The organism is Donghicola sp., from assembly GCF_025210255.1.
GTDB classification, from domain to species: Bacteria; Pseudomonadota; Alphaproteobacteria; order Rhodobacterales; family Rhodobacteraceae; genus Donghicola; species Donghicola eburneus.
The window spans coordinates 83,014-98,237 of sequence record NZ_JAOARZ010000035.1; the positions used below are offsets into that span (position 1 = coordinate 83,014).

Here is a 15,224-nt window from a genome sequence, read left to right on the forward strand (position 1 = left end):
CGGAGAGGGCTTTTTATTGTTCAATCGGTAGCTGTCAGTCTGTTTTTTCGCAGCCGTTTAGTCTAGATCACAGGCTCTTTTGCCAACCCTTTGCCAAGGATCGGTCCGGTTGGTAAATTGGTGGGCGACCCACCTGCAGGCTCGGTCGTGATCTCGTAAAGCTGCTGCGCGTTGGGCGCGGGCAGGCCTTGGATTGTCAAGGTGCGCGACTCTCCGGTTTCTAGCAGGCCCAAGGATACGGGCGGGCCGTCAGCATCCGGTTTTGTCCAGACCTGCATGACCTGATCGGCAGCAACATCCGGGCGCTCTAGCAGGGTAACGCGTGTGGTGTTGTCGGGGCGTCCCTCGATCAGCGCAACGGCGTCTCCTTGATCATTAAGCAGCACTGCGATGACAGCTGGGTTCTTGGGGGACATCACGGTCCAAGACAGCGCAACGGCCAAAACCACCACGGCAGCGAGCCCCGCAAGAGCGGACAGACGCCAGCGCGAAAGCTGCGCGCGCACGGCGCCGAGCTCGACAACGTTGCTTTCTTCGGTCTTGGAGGCGCGCTGACCCGACACGTTCGCAGCGACCGGAGCCGCCTCGGCTTCGGCAAGGTCGATGCTTTGGTCAATCCGTTTCCAAATGTCGTCGGGCAGCGGCAGTGGATCAGCGGTGTCGTCCAGTAGAGCAAAGGTTGCGCGTGCATGATCTAGTCGCGCGGCGACAATAGGATCTGCGGCGGCCATAGCTTCGAGCCGCGCAACATCGTCGTCGTCAGCTAGCCCGAGCGCAACCTCGTCAATCAGTAGTCCAAGAGAGCGATCTGTCATGTCATGCACTCCCGCAACTTGACCAGTCCGCGCCGCACCCATGATTTTACCGATCCGAGTGGCGCATTCATGCGTCCCGCAATTTCTCCATGGCTGTGGCCCAAGACATAGGAGGACAGGATTGCGCGGCGCGTGTCGAAATCGAGCCCCGCAAGGCACCGTTTCAGGTCGGAAGTGGATTCAAGACGATCCCAAGCGGTGTTGAGCACGCCGTCGTCGATCGTTTCGTCAATCGCCTCGGGTGCGGTCGGCGTCTCTCTGGCCTCGTTCCGCAGCATTGTCAGGCACCTATTACGCAAGATGGTGTAGAGCCAACTGGTCGCATTGCCACGTTCGGGGTCATACTGGCTGGCCTTACGCCAAACCAGCACCAAGGCATCCTGAACCGCATCTTCGGCAAGATCTGTCCGTTTCAGCATCCGTTTGGCAACACCCAGCATACGTCCGCCTTCGGCATCCAGCAGGCCTTTGAGAGCCGCGCGCTCACCTGCCGCGCAAGCGCAGATTAATTGCGCATGATCTATGGCTTGTTGTGTCACTCGGGACAGTGCTCCTGTTTGGGAATGCTCAGGAGATCAATCCCGACGCGCAGTTCCCAAATGGCTATTGGCCCGCCAGCGTTCTGTCAAATCACGGGTTGTTTTCCAGAACACCACACGGCCGGCCAAGTTGTGATTTTTTTGCAAGCGACACCGCATGCGAAGCGGAAATTCCTTTGCCGTGAGGTGGTTCCGGAATGTTCACTTATCAGAACTTTTAATGAGAGTAACTTGAACTTTTGTCGCGATGCGCTGCGGCATAATGTTGATTCACTCACAGAGTTCAGCCAGCGGCGAGACATGAAAGATACGGCACATACCATGAAACTACACCAAGGATTGGCGCGGGCGCTGGCCGCTCACCAGACGACACACCTGTATGGTTTGGTCGGGGATGCCAACCTCTTCATGGTGGATGCGTATATCGAAGGCAGCCTTGGGAAATATGTGGCGTGCACCCACGAGGCAAACGCTGTCTTGGCCGCAATCGGGTTTGCACAGACGACCGGACGCACTGGCGTTGCTACGATCACACATGGTCCCGCGCTCACCAACGTTATTACACCCTTGGCCGAGGCGGCGCGCGGCGGCATCCCTCTTGTTGTCTTGTGCGGTGATACCAAGCCCGGCGATCTGCAGCACCTGCAGAATATCGACCAGCGCGAAGTTGTTGCCAGCACCGGTGCGCGATTCATTGAAATGCGCAGCCCTGACACTGCGATCGAGGATCTGAGCCGAGCGTTCCGGATCGCGGCCCACCATCGGTGCCCTGTCGTTTTCAACATGCGCGTTGACCTGATGTGGGAGGATTTGAGCCCCGACATTGACGCGATGCCCGTACCAGATTTTACGGCCGCGCCTGCTTCGGGCGATGCGCTGGAAGATGCCGCGGGCATGTTGGCCTCGGCGCGCCGGCCCCTGATCCTTGCGGGGCGCGGAGCGTGCAGCCCCGAAGCACGGGCTGCTCTGATAGAGCTGGCCGCGCGGATTGAAGCCCCACTCGCTACCACTCTCAAAGCGCAGGGCCTGTTCGAAGGCGAGCCCTTTAATATCGGTATCTGCGGCGGTCTCAGCCATCCAACTGCGACAGAGGTCATCATGCAGTCCGACTGCATTTTGGCCTTTGGCGCAAGCCTGAGTAAACACACCACCGAAGAGCGTGCCTACACCAAGGGCAAGCGGGTCGTGCAAATCCTGCCCGACGCCGAGGAAACGCCGCGTCTCGATATTCCGTCTGTGCGGATCATTGGCGATATCGCTGGAACAGCCCGTGCCTTTACCGAGCTTTTGGACATGGCGGATATCCCCGGTTCTGGCGCGACGGCTGATCTAGGCGAGAAATTGACAGCAGAGGCTGCCGCCTTTGCGACCCTGCCGCAGGCTGCTCCGACCGCCCAAGGTACGGTTGATATGGTCCCTGCCCTAAGGCGCTTGCACCAGGCCCTGCCCAAAGACCGTGTTCTGGTGGCTGACTTGGGCCGATTTGTCACCACAGCCTGGCGCAACCTGCCAGTGACCCGTCCTGCAGATCTGGTCTACACCTCGCATTTCGGTGCGATTGGTTGCGGCTTGGGAGAGGCGATCGGCGCCGCGACTGCAATCACGGACCGTCCCACGGTTTTGGTCGCGGGTGATGGCGGTTTTACTCTGTCTGGTCTGAGCGAAATGGTCACCGCTGTTCAACAGCAAGCCGACCTGATCGTCATTATCTGTAATGACGGTAGCTACGGCGCGGAACACGTTCAATTCACTAACAGAAACATGAGCCCGGAGCTGTCGATGATTGCGCGCATCGACTTTGCCGACACTTGCGCGACGCTCGGATTTACCACCGTCCGGGTCACCGACGAAAGCAGTCTGAGTGCCGCCTGCACTGCCATTGCCGAACGGAGCAAACCCCTTTTGATCGACCTACGTCTCGACCCTGACAAGATCGAGATGTAAGGCCCGCAACCGAATCCCGCCGCCTCCCCGGTGGGTAAAATAGGGCGGCTGCAGCTTACGCCTCCCAAACGCGCAACTGACCCGCTAATAATGTTCCCCAACAGGAGATCCATCAATGACCTTCACTCGACGTAATTTCCTCAAGACGTCCGCAGGCGCTGCTGCGCTGGGGGCGATCGGGATGCCCGCGCTGGCGCAGTCCGATACCTTTATCGTCAACATGTTCGGCGGCCGCTGGGAGAATGACTGGCGTCAGCACGTGATGCCCAAGTTTGCTGAACAGATTGGCAAGGATTTCGATCTGGACATCGGTTTGGGCATGGCTTGGATCTCGAACTTCCGCGCTGCGGGCCCCGAGAATCCCCCGTTCCCTGCCGTTATGCTGAACGAAAAGTACACCGCGATGATCCGCAACGACGGCTACTTTGCGGAACTGACACCCGAGAACGTGCCGAACATGGCCGACGTGATCGAACCTGCAATCCTCAAGGGCAACACCGCTGTCACCGGCATGCTGGCCCCGCTGGTCATCGCGTACCGCACCGACCTTGTGGACGAGCCGCCCAAAGGCTGGGCTGATCTGTGGGACGAACGCTTCCGCGGCCAGCTGGGTCTGTATAAAATCACCAACTCTGCCGCGACCATGATGGCGATGTGGGCGGGCGAGCACTTTGGTTCGGGCCGCGACGACATCGAAACTGCAGTTGCGAAGTTCAAGGAGCTGGGTCCGTTCCCGCAGATCGGCTACTCGGCTCAGCTGACACCGCTGCTGTCGCAGGGTCAGGTTGCTGTCGCGCCCATCGATCTTGGCGAAGTCAAAGCGATGCAGGAATCCGGTATTCCGATCGACTATGTCGTCCCCGAAGAAGGCATGCTGGTGTTCGACCACTCGTTCTCGGTCTTCGAAAACAGCCCCGACAAGCAGCTGGGCTTTGACTACATCAACTTCGTTCTGTCCCCGGAAATCCAGCTGTGGATGGCGGAAAACTGGCTGATCGCACCGACCAACAAGACAGTCGAGCTGTCCGAAGAGCTACAGAAATGGCCACTGCAGCCCGAAGTTGTCAGCCAAGCCATCCGGTTTGACTGGGACGAAACGCTCGCAATCATGCCGGGCTTGAACGACCTCTGGGAACGGACAATCTAAGTTATGGCGACGGTTGAAGTCAGGGATCTGCGCAAGCGGTATCAGGATTTTCTTGCGCTCGATGGCGTGTCACTCAAGGCCGAGTCCGGCCAACTGGTGACATTACTCGGGCCCTCTGGATGCGGTAAGAGCACCACTTTGCGGTGTCTTGCCGGCTTTCTCGAGGCAAATGGCGGGGAAATCACAGTAGATGGGGAATCTATCCTCGGGACCCCTGCCAACCGTCGCGGTTTCGGCGTGGTCTTTCAGAACTACGCATTGTTCCCGCACATGACCGTAGCCGAGAATATCGGCTACGGGCTCAAACTTCAGAAGCTGCCCAAGGCAGAGATCGAGACCCGCGTTCACGACGTGATGAAACTGGTCCGGCTGGATGGTCTGCGCGACCGCTTGCCGCGCGCAATTTCTGGTGGTCAGCAGCAGCGTGTCGCCTTGGCCCGTGCTCTGGTTCTGAAACCGAAACTCCTTTTGTTGGACGAGCCGCTCGCGAACCTTGATGCGCGTCTCCGCGACGAAGTGCGCTGGCTGATCCGCGATCTGCAGCAGCGGTCTGGGATCACGGCTTTCTACGTTACGCACGACCAGTCCGAAGCTATGGCAATGTCCGACATGGTTGCCGTGATGAAGGCAGGCCGCGTGGCCCAGTTCGCGACACCTCGTGAAATTTACCAAAAGCCGGTCGAACGTTATGTCGCTGACTTCACCGGCGAAGCGAATTTCATCCCCTGTCAGTCCGTTATCCCGATGGGAGATGGCCGTTACGAGATCAAAGCAGCCGGCGCAAAGCTTGAATTGAGCGGCGTACCTGGCATCGCTGGCCCCGCTGAGTTGCTCTTGCGCCCCGAGGCGTTGGAATTGACCTCGCCTAGTGCTGGCACGTTTGGAGGCAAAGTGACCAAGTCCGCTTTCCTAGGTGCAGCGCTGCACTGCGAAATCACCTTGCAGGATGGTTCTGTCCTGAAGCTGACTGCGCCGCCGAACCATCAGGTCGCACCCGGCGAAGAGGTTGGCATCGCGATTGACCACAGCCACGCGTGGCTGATGCCAGAGGTCGCGCCATGAGCCTGCGCAGCCCGAAACTCTTGCTCGCGATCCCTGCGATTGCTCTGATCTTTGTGTTTATGATCTTGCCGATCACGAACATGATCGAGATGAGCTTTCGCACCCCTGGCCAGTCAGAACCCTTTGGTGATGACTACACCACGATGCACTACGACCGCATTCTGAGTGACGGCTATTACTGGGGGGTGCTAGGACGTTCGCTGCTGACTGCGGGCGCGGTAACCCTGCTCTGCTTGATCGTCAGCTATCCGATCGCATGGCACATGTCCAAAGCCAAAGGGCTGAAGGCTGTTTTCCTCTATGCCTGCATCGCCTCCCCGTTGATGACAGGTGTTCTGGTCCGGAATTTTGGTTGGATGATCGCGGCCGCACTGAACGGTCCACTTAATGAAACGCTGCTCGCACTCGGGATGATCGAACGCCCCCTGCGGCTGCTATTCACCCAAGGTCTGGTGATCCTCGCGCTGGTGCACGTGTTTGTGCCGTTCATGGTGCTGCCGATCAATAACGCGCTGCGCAATATCTCACCGACCTTGATCGAGGCGTCGTCTTCGATGGGCGCAACGCGCCGCGAAGTGTTCCGTGACATCATCCTACCGCTAAGCTTTCCTGGCATCTATCCTGGCATGATCCTCGTCTACGTATTGGCGGTGGCCGCCTATGTGACCCCTGCGCTGCTTGGCGGGCAAATGGTCAGCTACATGCCGACGCTCATCATCGGCGAGTTGACGGGCACCTTCCAATGGCCCTTTGGCTCTGCGCTCGCCATCGTGCTGTCGGTCTCTACCATTCTTGTCGTGGGTCTGTTTACCGCCCTCACGTCGCGTCTCATGGAAAGGTCCAAGGCATGAGCGAGATGACCAACACCTTTTCCAACCAAAAGCCGGTGAACATCGGCTTTGGTATCCTGATCGTCCTGCTTTACACCTTCCTGATGGCTCCGCTGGTCATGATCATCGGCGCGTCGTTCACCAACGGTATGATGATTGAATTCCCGCCCCAAGGCTTCTCTTGGCGTTGGTATGTCGAGTTCTTCGAGCGCAAAGATCTGGTCGATGGCCTTCTGATGTCTCTTCGGATTGGTGCGATTACAGCGGTGGTCACCATGACCGTCGCGATGATGGCGGCGATGGCTGGTCAGGTGATCTCGGGCAAGCTGTCAGGCTGGTTCCAACTGGGCATGACCCTGCCGCTCTTGGTGCCAGAGTTGCTGACCGCTGTTGGCCTGCTGTTTTTCCTATACAAAATTCAGATGGCAAAGACTGTCATGGGCCTGCAGATGGGACACATTTTGATGTCCTTCCCCTATGCCTACGTGTCGATCGCGGCGGCAATCCGTCAGGTGCCCGCTTCGCTTGAGGAAGCGTCGGCCAGTCTCGGAGCGACGGGATGGCAGACCTTTCGGTTGGTAATCTTGCCGCTCGTGATGCCGGGGCTGGCGATGGGAGGAATCTTTGCTTTTATTAACAGCTTCGATCTCTACACCATCTCGCTCCTGCTGAAACCGCTAGGGGGTAACACCCTGCCGCTCGCGCTGTTTGACTTCCTGACCTACGAGTTCAAGCCCACAGCGGCAGCGGCTGCGACCCTGTCGATCCTGCTCTCGATTGGCGGCGTGGCGCTTGTCCAGAAACTTGTCGGATTGCAGCGCGCTTTCTGATCCCGACCCACCCTTGATCAAAGGACGTTCCCCGATGCTTTCTTCATCGGCCACCCCCCGTGTGCTCTATCAACTGGCCAGCCCCCTGCATCGCACCGCCGGGTCGGATGTGGTCGAGCGCCGTCTTCAGATGCTGCGCGGATGGGCGCCTTCGGCTGCGGTCTTCATCAATTCGCCCGACGACGGCCCCGATGCGATCGAGTCAGCGGCGGACGCAGCGATGGTTTTTCCGGCCCTTCGCGGTGCAGCATCGAAATGGTCCGACCAATACGATGCCGTTCTGATCGGGTGCTTTAGTGACCCTGCAGTGGACGCGTTGACCGAAGTTTCGAGCCTCCCCGTTATTGGACCCGGAGAGGCGGGGCTTTTGGCGGCAACGCAGCTTGGAGAGCGGTTTTCGGTGCTGTCGTCTGACCCCACGCCCAAGGGCTTGCGTCGCCGCATTCGCGGCATCGGGATAGAGGGGAGTTTCGTTTCCGAGGTCACCATTGGAGGGTCTGTCGCCGATCTGAACCGCGACCCCGATCGCCATCTGTCTGCGATCGTGGCACGGGCCAAAGGCTGTGTCGCCCAAGGCGCAGATGTGCTCGTACTGGGCTGTTTTGCGCTGTCATTCATCCCAGGCTTGCCGGAAAAGCTGACCGCCGCAGTGGGCGTACCGGTCATCAATCCGGTTATCGCTGGCCTCAAGGCGGCCGAGGCGGCCGTTCTGTACCGCGCGGGTTTGCCGCGCGCATCTTTCACCACCACAACCCGGAGTGCGGAATGACTTCCCCAGATCCCACCGCTTCGGCTCAAGACCCGTTCCTGAGCCTTGTTGAGACGGCTCGTTTCCAGCGGAGCCGCCGTATCCCGATTCCCGACTTCGCTTACCCCGAGGGTGTCAAAATCGCGGTGAACTTTACCCTAGACTTTGACGCGATGCTGCTGCGCAGATTGCTGAACGAGCCTTGGGGGCAAAAAGCCAAGGGTGAGTTCGGTGGACGTGTCGGCGTCTGGCGGATCATGGAGATGTTTGACGCCGAAGACGTGAAGGTCACTCTTTTTACCCCTGGCCGGATTTGCGAGCTATACCCAGAGGCACTGAAAGACGTGGTCGCGAACGGGCACGAGCTGGCAGACCATATGTGGGAGCACGAGGTCTACGCCGATCCAGTGGTCGAGGATGCTCACCTCACCCGCACTTTGGCAGCGCTAAGCGCCGTGCAAGGCAAGCCCATCACGGGGACACGTTCCAGTCACACACCCGCGCTGTTGAAATCCAAAGGTGTGGTTTACAATTCGTTCACCTCGGCCAGTGACATGCCGTTCTACGAATTTGACTCAAACGGGCAGAACCCGATCCTGCAATTGCCGTTTCACTACGCTTTGGACGACGCGATGTATTTCAGCTTTGGTTGGCTCGACACGCCCAATGATGCTCAGCGCGTGATGGACGTGGACGAGGTGTTCGAAATCTGGTGGTCCGCGTTCCTGCAGCAGTACAAGCAAGGCGGTTACGTAAACTTTCTGCTTCATCCCTTCGTGTCGGGTCACGCCATGCGCGTCGACATGATCCAGCGCTTGATCCAGCGGATGAAAACCCTGCCCGGCGTCTGGTTCCCGACGTGCGATGAACTGGCGCAGCACATCCTGATGCATCACCCTCTGGCGGAGGCGGAGTAACGATATGCCTTGGAAAGACTTCTACACCACCTCTGACGAGATCGGGATGCGCGACGATGCGGTCTCTTGGCCCAGTGGTCAGCACATGGCGCTGGGACTAACCGTCAATTTGAATCCCGCCGGCGCGGGCAAAGGCATCACTGCCAAGGATCTGGCCTATCCCACATGGCATTATGGTCTGAACGAAGGTTTGGATCGCTTCCTCGACCTTTTCAAAGATTTTAACATCAAGGCAACCTTCGCGGCCCCAGCGGTGATCGTCGAAAGCTACCGCGACATCTTTGACCGCATTCTGGATGACGGTCACGAGATCGCGGCCCAAGGATTGTATGGCGAGGATCCGTCTTTGTTGGCCGCAGGCCAAGAGGCAGAGCACATGGACCGGGCCACCGCCATTCTGACCAACGCCATAGGCGCAGCGCCCAAGGGTTGGTTTGCCCTGTCACGCCCTGACGATCGGGCGGCCACCGGCTGCGCCACGGACGACACAATCGGGTTGCTCAGGGCGCGCGGCTATAGCTATTTTGGCAACGGTCTAGCGGATGATGCGCCCTACTACTGGGTGTCCGATGTCGGCAAGGCCGAGGCATTGCTGGCCCTGCCCTACTACTACCATTTTGATGATACCTTCTTCTTGATGTTCCCGCGCGAAGGGACCGGCCTCGAACGTCCGCAAGCTCTGCTCAACAACTGGCGGGCTGAATTCCGCGCGCAGTACCGCCGTGGCCGTTACTTCAACATGTGTGTTTCGCCTGCGCGTTCGGGATGGGGGCACCGGTTCGAGAACTTTGCAACCGTTTTGCGAGATGCAATGGCGCACCCCGGTGTGTGGGCTGCGACCGGGTCCGAGATCGCGGATCATTGGCACAAGGCGCACCCCGCCGAGCAAACTCTGAAGCTCGCCCCGAGCATCTGGCAAGACTACGAAGACAGCCTGAGCTAACCCATGCAGAGCGAAGATATCTTAGAGGGCCTGCTAGAGTGGGTCGAGATCGACACTCCGACCGGTGACGTTGCAGGGATTGCAAAGCTCGTCGACCTGATCCAGTCGCAACTGGAACCCCTTGGTTGCGTGATAGAGCGGGTCGCTGGCCGGGATGGTATGGGCGATCATCTGATCGCCCGTTTTGCGGGCGGGGATGGACCGGGCGTCTTGGTCACTAGCCATATCGACACAGTCTGCGCGCCGGGGACCGTTGAGATCCGCCGCGATGGAGATCGGCAATACGGCCCCGGTATCGCGGATATGAAAGGCGGCGGTTTCCTAGCGCTTTGCGCGATGAAGGATATCGTGGCCAGAGGCGTGGCGCTGCCCGGCCCCGTCACGCTGATCTACAATTCGGACGAAGAGATCGGCTCTCCGACCTCGCACGCCCTTATCCAAGCAGAGGCGCGCAAGATGGGCGCGGCTCTTATCCCAGAGCCCGCTCGCGGGGACGAGGCAATCACCTTTCGCAAGGGGCGCGCCAAGTACACGCTCGATTTTCACGGGGTCGAAAGCCACGCAGGTTCAGCCTTTGCCGATGGGCGCTCGGCGATCCTGCAGATGGCACGGACGATTGGGCAGCTGGAGCAGATGACCGATTTGGCTACAGAGACTACCGTGAATGTCGGCCGCGTGCGCGGCGGGACAGAACCAAACGTCGTCGCAGGCCACGCGGCGTGCGATATCGATGTGCGCTTTGCCGATGACGCCCTGGGGCATGCGGTCGAAGATGCGTTGCGGGCACTGAAATCGGATGATCCATCGGTCTCGATCACATTGTCAGGTGAAATCGAAAAGCCAAGCCTAGCCCGTACGCCGGAAACTCTGTCGATGTTCGCCCGCGCAGTCCAGATCAACGCATCAATGGACGCTCCCATGATCGAAACCCGTTCTGGAGGGGGCAGCGATGGCAACTTCACTTGTGCAGCTGGCGTGCCGACACTCGATGGCCTTGGTGCGATTGGCAATAATTGGCACTCGCCGCAGGAACATATCCTCGTCTCGCCACTATCGCGCCGCATGGTTTTGCTGCGCGACTTGATACTGACCTATGCGGGCACGCGCCCCACTGGAGAGACCGCATGAAACCTAGCTTTGGACAAACCCGCTCGGATATCCGACGAAACCACGCGCTTCTGACGCCAGAAAGCCACGAATGGATCACCCAGCCCGACTGGCCAGGCGCAGAGCTGGCCTATCTGATCACTCCAGATATGGGTGCGAAATTTGCCATGGGACTGGTCCGCTGTGTGGATGGTCTGACTGATATTCCACCAGCGCCCGAAGGCATCGCGCGGTTCATCTTTGTGCTTCAGGGAGAGGTTGGCTTTGCGATGGGCCAGACGCTGCAGCCGGATGGATACGCATTTCTGCCGCCAAATGAACCGCTGACTCTGAACGCGTCTGTTGGTGCCTCTTTTGTCCTGTTTGAGTGGCGGTTCTTGGCCCGAGGCGACATTCCCGCACCGGTTTTCGGTGCGGTCGCGGACATCGAAGGCACTGCTCTGCGCGGTGACGACTGGTTGATGGTGCAAAAAATGTTGCCGACGGACGCTGGTTTTGACGGTGAATTCAATATCATGAATTTCCATCCGGGCGCGTCGCTAGCCTATGTGGAAACCCATTTTATGGAACACGGGCTTCTTATGCTGGACGGTGGCGGTGTCTACCGCTTGGATGATCAGTGGTACCCTGTTGGGGCTGGCGATGCCATCTGGATGGGACCCCACGTGCCGCAGTGGTTTGGTGCTTTGGGCCGCGAACCTTCGCGCTACCTGATCTACAAAAACTACAATCGCGCTCCGTTGGAGCCGCGATGACCGCATTACCCGCCATATTGGACGAAAATCGTCCGGATCGCTGCGCCAAAGGCAACAGAGGACGCCGTTGGCGTGCGCCCCGCCATACGGCAGCAGGCCACTGGCGGGCTCTCGAACGGAAGGTCTTGCAGTTCGACAAAGGAAATACGCTCGCGCCGAATTTGCAGAAAACGGCCAAAGACAATGCCGATGCCAATCCCGCTTTCGACCATTTGGCGCAGCAGGGTGAAGCTATTGGTGTTCATGACCTCGTGGACGCTGACGCCGGCTTGCGCCATGGCTTCGGTCAAGAGCTGGCGCATGGCGATGGACTCATCGGGGAAGATAACTTGTTCTCCGTCCAGATCGGTCAGCTTGACTTTGCGCAACTGCGCCATCGGGTGGTCCAAGGATGTGATCGCGTAAGTCCGCCTGCGCAGGGTCGCGAGCGTTTCGATCTCGGGCGCGGATGGAAAGTTATAGCCAAGCCCGATGTCGATATCGCCCTCTTGCAGACGCTGGACGATCTCTCGGGTGTTCTCGACCTTGATCGAGAAGTTCAGGCCGGGGTGGTTGTACTTCATGTCCCGCAAAATGCCAGGCAAAAGGTCCGAGGCCAGCACTTCGTTCACGCCAAGACGCAGGTGTCCCCGCTGCATTCCCTGAAGTTGGTCAATCTCGTCCTGCGCGATGGTCAGTTCATTGACGACAGAAGCGCAGCGAAACAGGAGGATCTCTCCGGCTTCGGTCAGTTCCAGACCGCCGCGACCGCGATCCCTGCGAAAGAGCTCTACATCCAGCGCGAGCTCGAGGTTCTTGATCTGTTTGCTGACCGCCGAGGGCGCCACATGCAGTCGGTCTGCCGCAGCACGGAAAGATCCCTGTTGAGCAACTTCAATGAAATGTCGCAGACCGGGCAAGCGACCGAGGATGGTGCTAGACGGCATCAGAAACTCCCACAATCGAATGGCCACGGGTCAAGGAGCGCATCATAGATGGACCAAACCGATATTCAACAGGTAAGCCAACAGGATACGGCGCAGCCTGACGTGATCGAGGCGCTGGCTCAAGTCTTTGGTCCTGCAGGAATTCTGACTTCACCAGAGGATTGCGCGCGCTATGCCTCGGACCAGTCCGGCCTGCACGGCACGCCGCCGCTCGCTGTTATACGCCCGGCATCGGTTCATGACGTCTCCGAGGCTATGGCGATCTGCAGCCGGTATCGGATCGGCGTAGTTCCTCAGGGGGGACGGACGGGATTGTCCGGCGGGGCCTGCAGTCCGCAAGGCACCGTCGTTCTATCGACCGAGCGAATGACGGGAATTATCGAGTTGGATCAGGACGCGATGACCCTAACCGCTTGGGCGGGCACCCCGCTAGAAACCGTGCAAGAGGCCGCGCGCGAATCTGGATTGGATTACCCGGTGGACATTGGCGCACGTGGCTCGGCCACGATTGGCGGAACGATCGCCACCAACGCGGGCGGTATCCGTGTGCTGCAGCACGGGATGACGCGTGCGAACGTTTTGGGCCTAGAAGCCGTTCTCGCTGACGGTGCGGTGATCTCGCGCCTGAGCAAAACGGTCAAAGACAATTCCGGTTTTGACCTGAAGCACATGTTTATCGGGTCCGAGGGGACGTTGGGGATCGTCACCCGCGCAGTTCTGCAACTGCGCCGGCATGTCCCGCAAAGTGCGCTTGCCCTGTTCGCCCTACCTGATCATGGGGCCGCGTTGAAATGTCTGACCGCTGCGCGCCAGCGCTTTGGCTCGCGTATCACCGCCTTCGAAGGGATGTGGCCCGACTACTGGGATTTTGTTTGTCACAAAACCAGCCTCGCGCCCTCGCCGCTTGATGGACAGTATGGGTTCTATCTGTTGATTGAGGTAGAGGCCGAGGGCCCAGAGAGCGAAGCGGAGTTGGAAGCGTTCTTCGCTGATCTGTTCGAAGCGGACTTGGCCCAAGATGGTGTTCTGGCAAAATCCATCAGCGAAATGCGTGCGCTCTGGCAAGTGCGCGAGGCGGTAGGCGAGGTTGACGACGACTTCGGCCATCACATCAACTTTGATATCGGTGTGTCGCCGTCTGCGCTTGGTGGGTTTTGTGATGCGGCGGATATCTTGTTGGCGGATATGCCCGAAGCCCTTGGTGTGATCAAGGTCGGCCACGTCGGGGACGGAAACGTGCACCTGTTGGTGGCCCATGACGGTTCACACGCCGCTGAAGAGAGTATCGAGGCTGCCATCTATGGGTTGCTGCGGGATTGGGACGGCGCTGTCACGGCAGAACATGGCATTGGCCGGATCAAAGCCCGCTGGATGGATCATAGCCGCTCACCCCAAGAGTTGGCTCTGATGCGCGGGCTAAAGACACAGATGGATCCGCAGGGAATTTTGAACCCGGGTGCGCTGTTCGATCAGATCTGAATCGCGATGGCAGCTTTGTCGATCACAGACCAGACGTTCACAATCTTGCCGTCCGAGAACTCGTAAAAAACGTTCTCGGTGAACCGTACCCGTTTGCCATTGACGGGCATGCCGAACAGCTGCCCGACAGGCGTGCAGTCGAACGCGAGGCTGCACGCGATCAGGGGGGGATCACAGGAAAAACGCGTGAGATTAAACGAGAGATCAGGGATCGCTTCGAAATCGCCGACCAGCATGGTGTTGTAGCCGTCTAGGCCGACCAGATGGCCATTATAGGTCACCTGATCAGCCACATAGCGATGCAGGTTTGTCCAGTCTTGGGCATTCAAACAGGCGAGGTAGCCTTCGTATGCCTTGATGATTTCGTCGCGTGTCATGGGCATACCTCTCTGATCATATGGCGTCTTGACTCTACCTAAGCCGACAGCGCGTCGGAGCAGTTCGAGTTTTGGATGCGTCTTTTAACTTTCAATCTCGGCCGCAAAGGATGGCGGCATATATTTGCGGATGCTGTGAAAGAAGATGTCTATCTCGAGCGCGAGTGTCATTTCGAACTCGTTCAGTTCGGACCCACTCCATCGCGTGTCCTCGAGCCGGGCAAGGTAGCCCAATCGGATTTGCTCGTCATTTTTGTCAAGCGGCAGGGTTTCTGCTGCGCGCAGGATGTCGATGCGCTTGTGCACCTCGCGCATTCCATGGAATGCCTCCATCATCACGCGAATGAGCCGTGGCTCGGTTTGCCAAGTCTTGCCGCCAAATACTTCTTGGACCACACGGTTGCCAGCGCCCAAACAGTCATACGCCACGCAACCCCGGAAGCCATCTTGGCGCAGGGTGTCGTGGATCGAGCATAAATGCCCCGACAGGTTCCGACAGGGTTCGCCCGGGTTCTTGTCAAAGGCAAAGTCATCGCCCTTGTCAAAGGCCAGCATGATGCAGCAGAGCGCCGCGCATTTCGAGCAATCGGTGACGAGATGGTCGGTTTGGGACATTCTGACGATCGACCTTGTCTAAGAGGCTTGAAGGTATGGGCCCGTATCCCGCGAAACACCGATAGAACGCAAGTGTCGGGCGATGTTTATGTGGGGTGTCAACAGGTGCGCGTATTGCGAGAGCCAAGAATGTCCCGTGCTCGCGTCCGGTCAATGCTTTCCAAATCCTGCCGGACGGGGTAGGCAGCCC

16 protein-coding genes are annotated in these 15,224 nt (G+C 58.8%); 11 read left to right on the forward strand and 5 right to left on the reverse strand.

Annotated elements, in window-relative coordinates:
• Window positions 1-62: 62 nt before the first annotated feature.
• Both N4A58_RS16115 and N4A58_RS16120 read right to left on the reverse strand, forming a co-directional pair.
• Window positions 63-815 (reverse strand): anti-sigma factor, encoded by a 753-nt coding sequence (locus tag N4A58_RS16115; RefSeq protein ID WP_293711284.1) that lies wholly within the window; start codon window positions 813-815, stop codon window positions 63-65.
• The gene (locus tag N4A58_RS16120; protein WP_293711286.1) at window positions 812-1,354 is read right to left on the reverse strand and encodes a sigma-70 family RNA polymerase sigma factor; all 543 of its coding nucleotides are present in this window, start codon (window positions 1,352-1,354) and stop codon (window positions 812-814) included. The genes N4A58_RS16115 and N4A58_RS16120 overlap by 4 nt, the downstream gene beginning before the upstream one ends.
• A 300-nt stretch (window positions 1,355-1,654) precedes the next feature.
• On the opposite strand from N4A58_RS16120, the gene N4A58_RS16125 reads away from it, so the two are divergent.
• The 10 genes from N4A58_RS16125 to allE all read left to right on the forward strand — a co-directional run bounded on the left by N4A58_RS16125 (window position 1,655) and on the right by allE (window position 11,637).
• The gene (locus N4A58_RS16125; RefSeq protein WP_293711287.1) at window positions 1,655-3,298 is read left to right on the forward strand and encodes a thiamine pyrophosphate-binding protein; all 1,644 of its coding nucleotides are present in this window, start codon (window positions 1,655-1,657) and stop codon (window positions 3,296-3,298) included.
• 115 nt (window positions 3,299-3,413) lie between these two features.
• Entirely contained in the window at window positions 3,414-4,445 is a 1,032-nt protein-coding gene (locus tag N4A58_RS16130) for an ABC transporter substrate-binding protein (protein WP_293711289.1), read from the forward strand.
• 3 nt (window positions 4,446-4,448) lie between these two features.
• Window positions 4,449-5,507 carry an ABC transporter ATP-binding protein gene (locus tag N4A58_RS16135; protein WP_293711291.1) on the forward strand — a complete coding sequence of 353 codons (1,059 nt, stop codon included), beginning with the start codon at window positions 4,449-4,451 and terminating at the stop codon, window positions 5,505-5,507.
• Window positions 5,504-6,358, forward strand: a complete 855-nt coding sequence (locus N4A58_RS16140) for an ABC transporter permease (protein ID WP_293711293.1) — start codon at window positions 5,504-5,506, stop codon at window positions 6,356-6,358. Before N4A58_RS16135 ends, N4A58_RS16140 begins: the two co-directional genes overlap by 4 nt.
• Window positions 6,355-7,167, forward strand: a complete 813-nt coding sequence (locus N4A58_RS16145) for an ABC transporter permease (RefSeq protein WP_293711295.1) — start codon at window positions 6,355-6,357, stop codon at window positions 7,165-7,167. The genes N4A58_RS16140 and N4A58_RS16145 overlap by 4 nt, the downstream gene beginning before the upstream one ends.
• A 34-nt stretch (window positions 7,168-7,201) precedes the next feature.
• Complete coding sequence (locus N4A58_RS16150) at window positions 7,202-7,936, forward strand: aspartate/glutamate racemase family protein (RefSeq protein ID WP_293711297.1); 735 nt, start codon at window positions 7,202-7,204, stop codon at window positions 7,934-7,936.
• Window positions 7,933-8,832 carry a polysaccharide deacetylase family protein gene (locus N4A58_RS16155; protein WP_293711299.1) on the forward strand — a complete coding sequence of 300 codons (900 nt, stop codon included), beginning with the start codon at window positions 7,933-7,935 and terminating at the stop codon, window positions 8,830-8,832. Before N4A58_RS16150 ends, N4A58_RS16155 begins: the two co-directional genes overlap by 4 nt.
• A 4-nt stretch (window positions 8,833-8,836) precedes the next feature.
• The gene (locus N4A58_RS16160) at window positions 8,837-9,775 is read left to right on the forward strand and encodes a polysaccharide deacetylase family protein (protein WP_293711301.1); all 939 of its coding nucleotides are present in this window, start codon (window positions 8,837-8,839) and stop codon (window positions 9,773-9,775) included.
• A 3-nt stretch (window positions 9,776-9,778) separates the two neighbouring features.
• Window positions 9,779-10,903, forward strand: coding sequence for a M20 family metallopeptidase (locus tag N4A58_RS16165; protein ID WP_293711303.1), 1,125 nt, complete (start codon window positions 9,779-9,781; stop codon window positions 10,901-10,903).
• Complete coding sequence (allE, locus tag N4A58_RS16170) at window positions 10,900-11,637, forward strand: (S)-ureidoglycine aminohydrolase (RefSeq protein WP_293711306.1); 738 nt, start codon at window positions 10,900-10,902, stop codon at window positions 11,635-11,637. The genes N4A58_RS16165 and allE overlap by 4 nt, the downstream gene beginning before the upstream one ends.
• A gap of 5 nt (window positions 11,638-11,642) precedes the next feature.
• On the opposite strand, the gene N4A58_RS16175 is transcribed toward allE, so the two are convergent.
• Entirely contained in the window at window positions 11,643-12,563 is a 921-nt protein-coding gene (locus N4A58_RS16175; protein WP_293711309.1) for a LysR family transcriptional regulator, read from the reverse strand.
• A 48-nt stretch (window positions 12,564-12,611) separates the two neighbouring features.
• Between N4A58_RS16175 and N4A58_RS16180 the strand changes: the two genes are divergently transcribed.
• Complete coding sequence (locus tag N4A58_RS16180) at window positions 12,612-14,042, forward strand: FAD-binding oxidoreductase (RefSeq protein ID WP_293711312.1); 1,431 nt, start codon at window positions 12,612-12,614, stop codon at window positions 14,040-14,042.
• On the opposite strand, the gene N4A58_RS16185 is transcribed toward N4A58_RS16180, so the two are convergent.
• Together N4A58_RS16185 and N4A58_RS16190 are read right to left on the reverse strand one after the other, a co-directional pair.
• Complete coding sequence (locus tag N4A58_RS16185; protein WP_293711315.1) at window positions 14,033-14,419, reverse strand: ester cyclase; 387 nt, start codon at window positions 14,417-14,419, stop codon at window positions 14,033-14,035. The genes N4A58_RS16180 and N4A58_RS16185 overlap by 10 nt on opposite strands.
• Before the next feature lie 84 nt (window positions 14,420-14,503).
• Window positions 14,504-15,034 (reverse strand): hypothetical protein, encoded by a 531-nt coding sequence (locus tag N4A58_RS16190; RefSeq protein ID WP_293711318.1) that lies wholly within the window; start codon window positions 15,032-15,034, stop codon window positions 14,504-14,506.
• Window positions 15,035-15,224 lie beyond the last annotated feature (190 nt).

What these genes read in the sequence shown, in the direction of transcription:
- N4A58_RS16180 (WP_293711312.1), top strand. Translation starts at nt 12,612, where the DNA reads ATGGACCAAACCGATATTCAACAGGTAAGCCAACAGGATACGGCGCAG.
- N4A58_RS16145 (WP_293711295.1), top strand. Translation starts at nt 6,355, where the DNA reads ATGAGCGAGATGACCAACACCTTTTCCAACCAAAAGCCGGTGAACATC.
- N4A58_RS16135 (WP_293711291.1), top strand. Translation starts at nt 4,449, where the DNA reads ATGGCGACGGTTGAAGTCAGGGATCTGCGCAAGCGGTATCAGGATTTT.
- allE (WP_293711306.1), top strand. Translation starts at nt 10,900, where the DNA reads ATGAAACCTAGCTTTGGACAAACCCGCTCGGATATCCGACGAAACCAC.
- N4A58_RS16155 (WP_293711299.1), top strand. Translation starts at nt 7,933, where the DNA reads ATGACTTCCCCAGATCCCACCGCTTCGGCTCAAGACCCGTTCCTGAGC.
- N4A58_RS16150 (WP_293711297.1), top strand. Translation starts at nt 7,202, where the DNA reads ATGCTTTCTTCATCGGCCACCCCCCGTGTGCTCTATCAACTGGCCAGC.
- N4A58_RS16125 (WP_293711287.1), top strand. Translation starts at nt 1,655, where the DNA reads ATGAAAGATACGGCACATACCATGAAACTACACCAAGGATTGGCGCGG.
- N4A58_RS16190 (WP_293711318.1), bottom strand. Translation starts at nt 15,034, where the DNA reads ATGTCCCAAACCGACCATCTCGTCACCGATTGCTCGAAATGCGCGGCG.
- N4A58_RS16140 (WP_293711293.1), top strand. Translation starts at nt 5,504, where the DNA reads ATGAGCCTGCGCAGCCCGAAACTCTTGCTCGCGATCCCTGCGATTGCT.
- N4A58_RS16175 (WP_293711309.1), bottom strand. Translation starts at nt 12,563, where the DNA reads ATGCCGTCTAGCACCATCCTCGGTCGCTTGCCCGGTCTGCGACATTTC.
- N4A58_RS16130 (WP_293711289.1), top strand. Translation starts at nt 3,414, where the DNA reads ATGACCTTCACTCGACGTAATTTCCTCAAGACGTCCGCAGGCGCTGCT.
- N4A58_RS16165 (WP_293711303.1), top strand. Translation starts at nt 9,779, where the DNA reads ATGCAGAGCGAAGATATCTTAGAGGGCCTGCTAGAGTGGGTCGAGATC.
- N4A58_RS16115 (WP_293711284.1), bottom strand. Translation starts at nt 815, where the DNA reads ATGACAGATCGCTCTCTTGGACTACTGATTGACGAGGTTGCGCTCGGG.
- N4A58_RS16185 (WP_293711315.1), bottom strand. Translation starts at nt 14,419, where the DNA reads ATGACACGCGACGAAATCATCAAGGCATACGAAGGCTACCTCGCCTGT.
- N4A58_RS16160 (WP_293711301.1), top strand. Translation starts at nt 8,837, where the DNA reads ATGCCTTGGAAAGACTTCTACACCACCTCTGACGAGATCGGGATGCGC.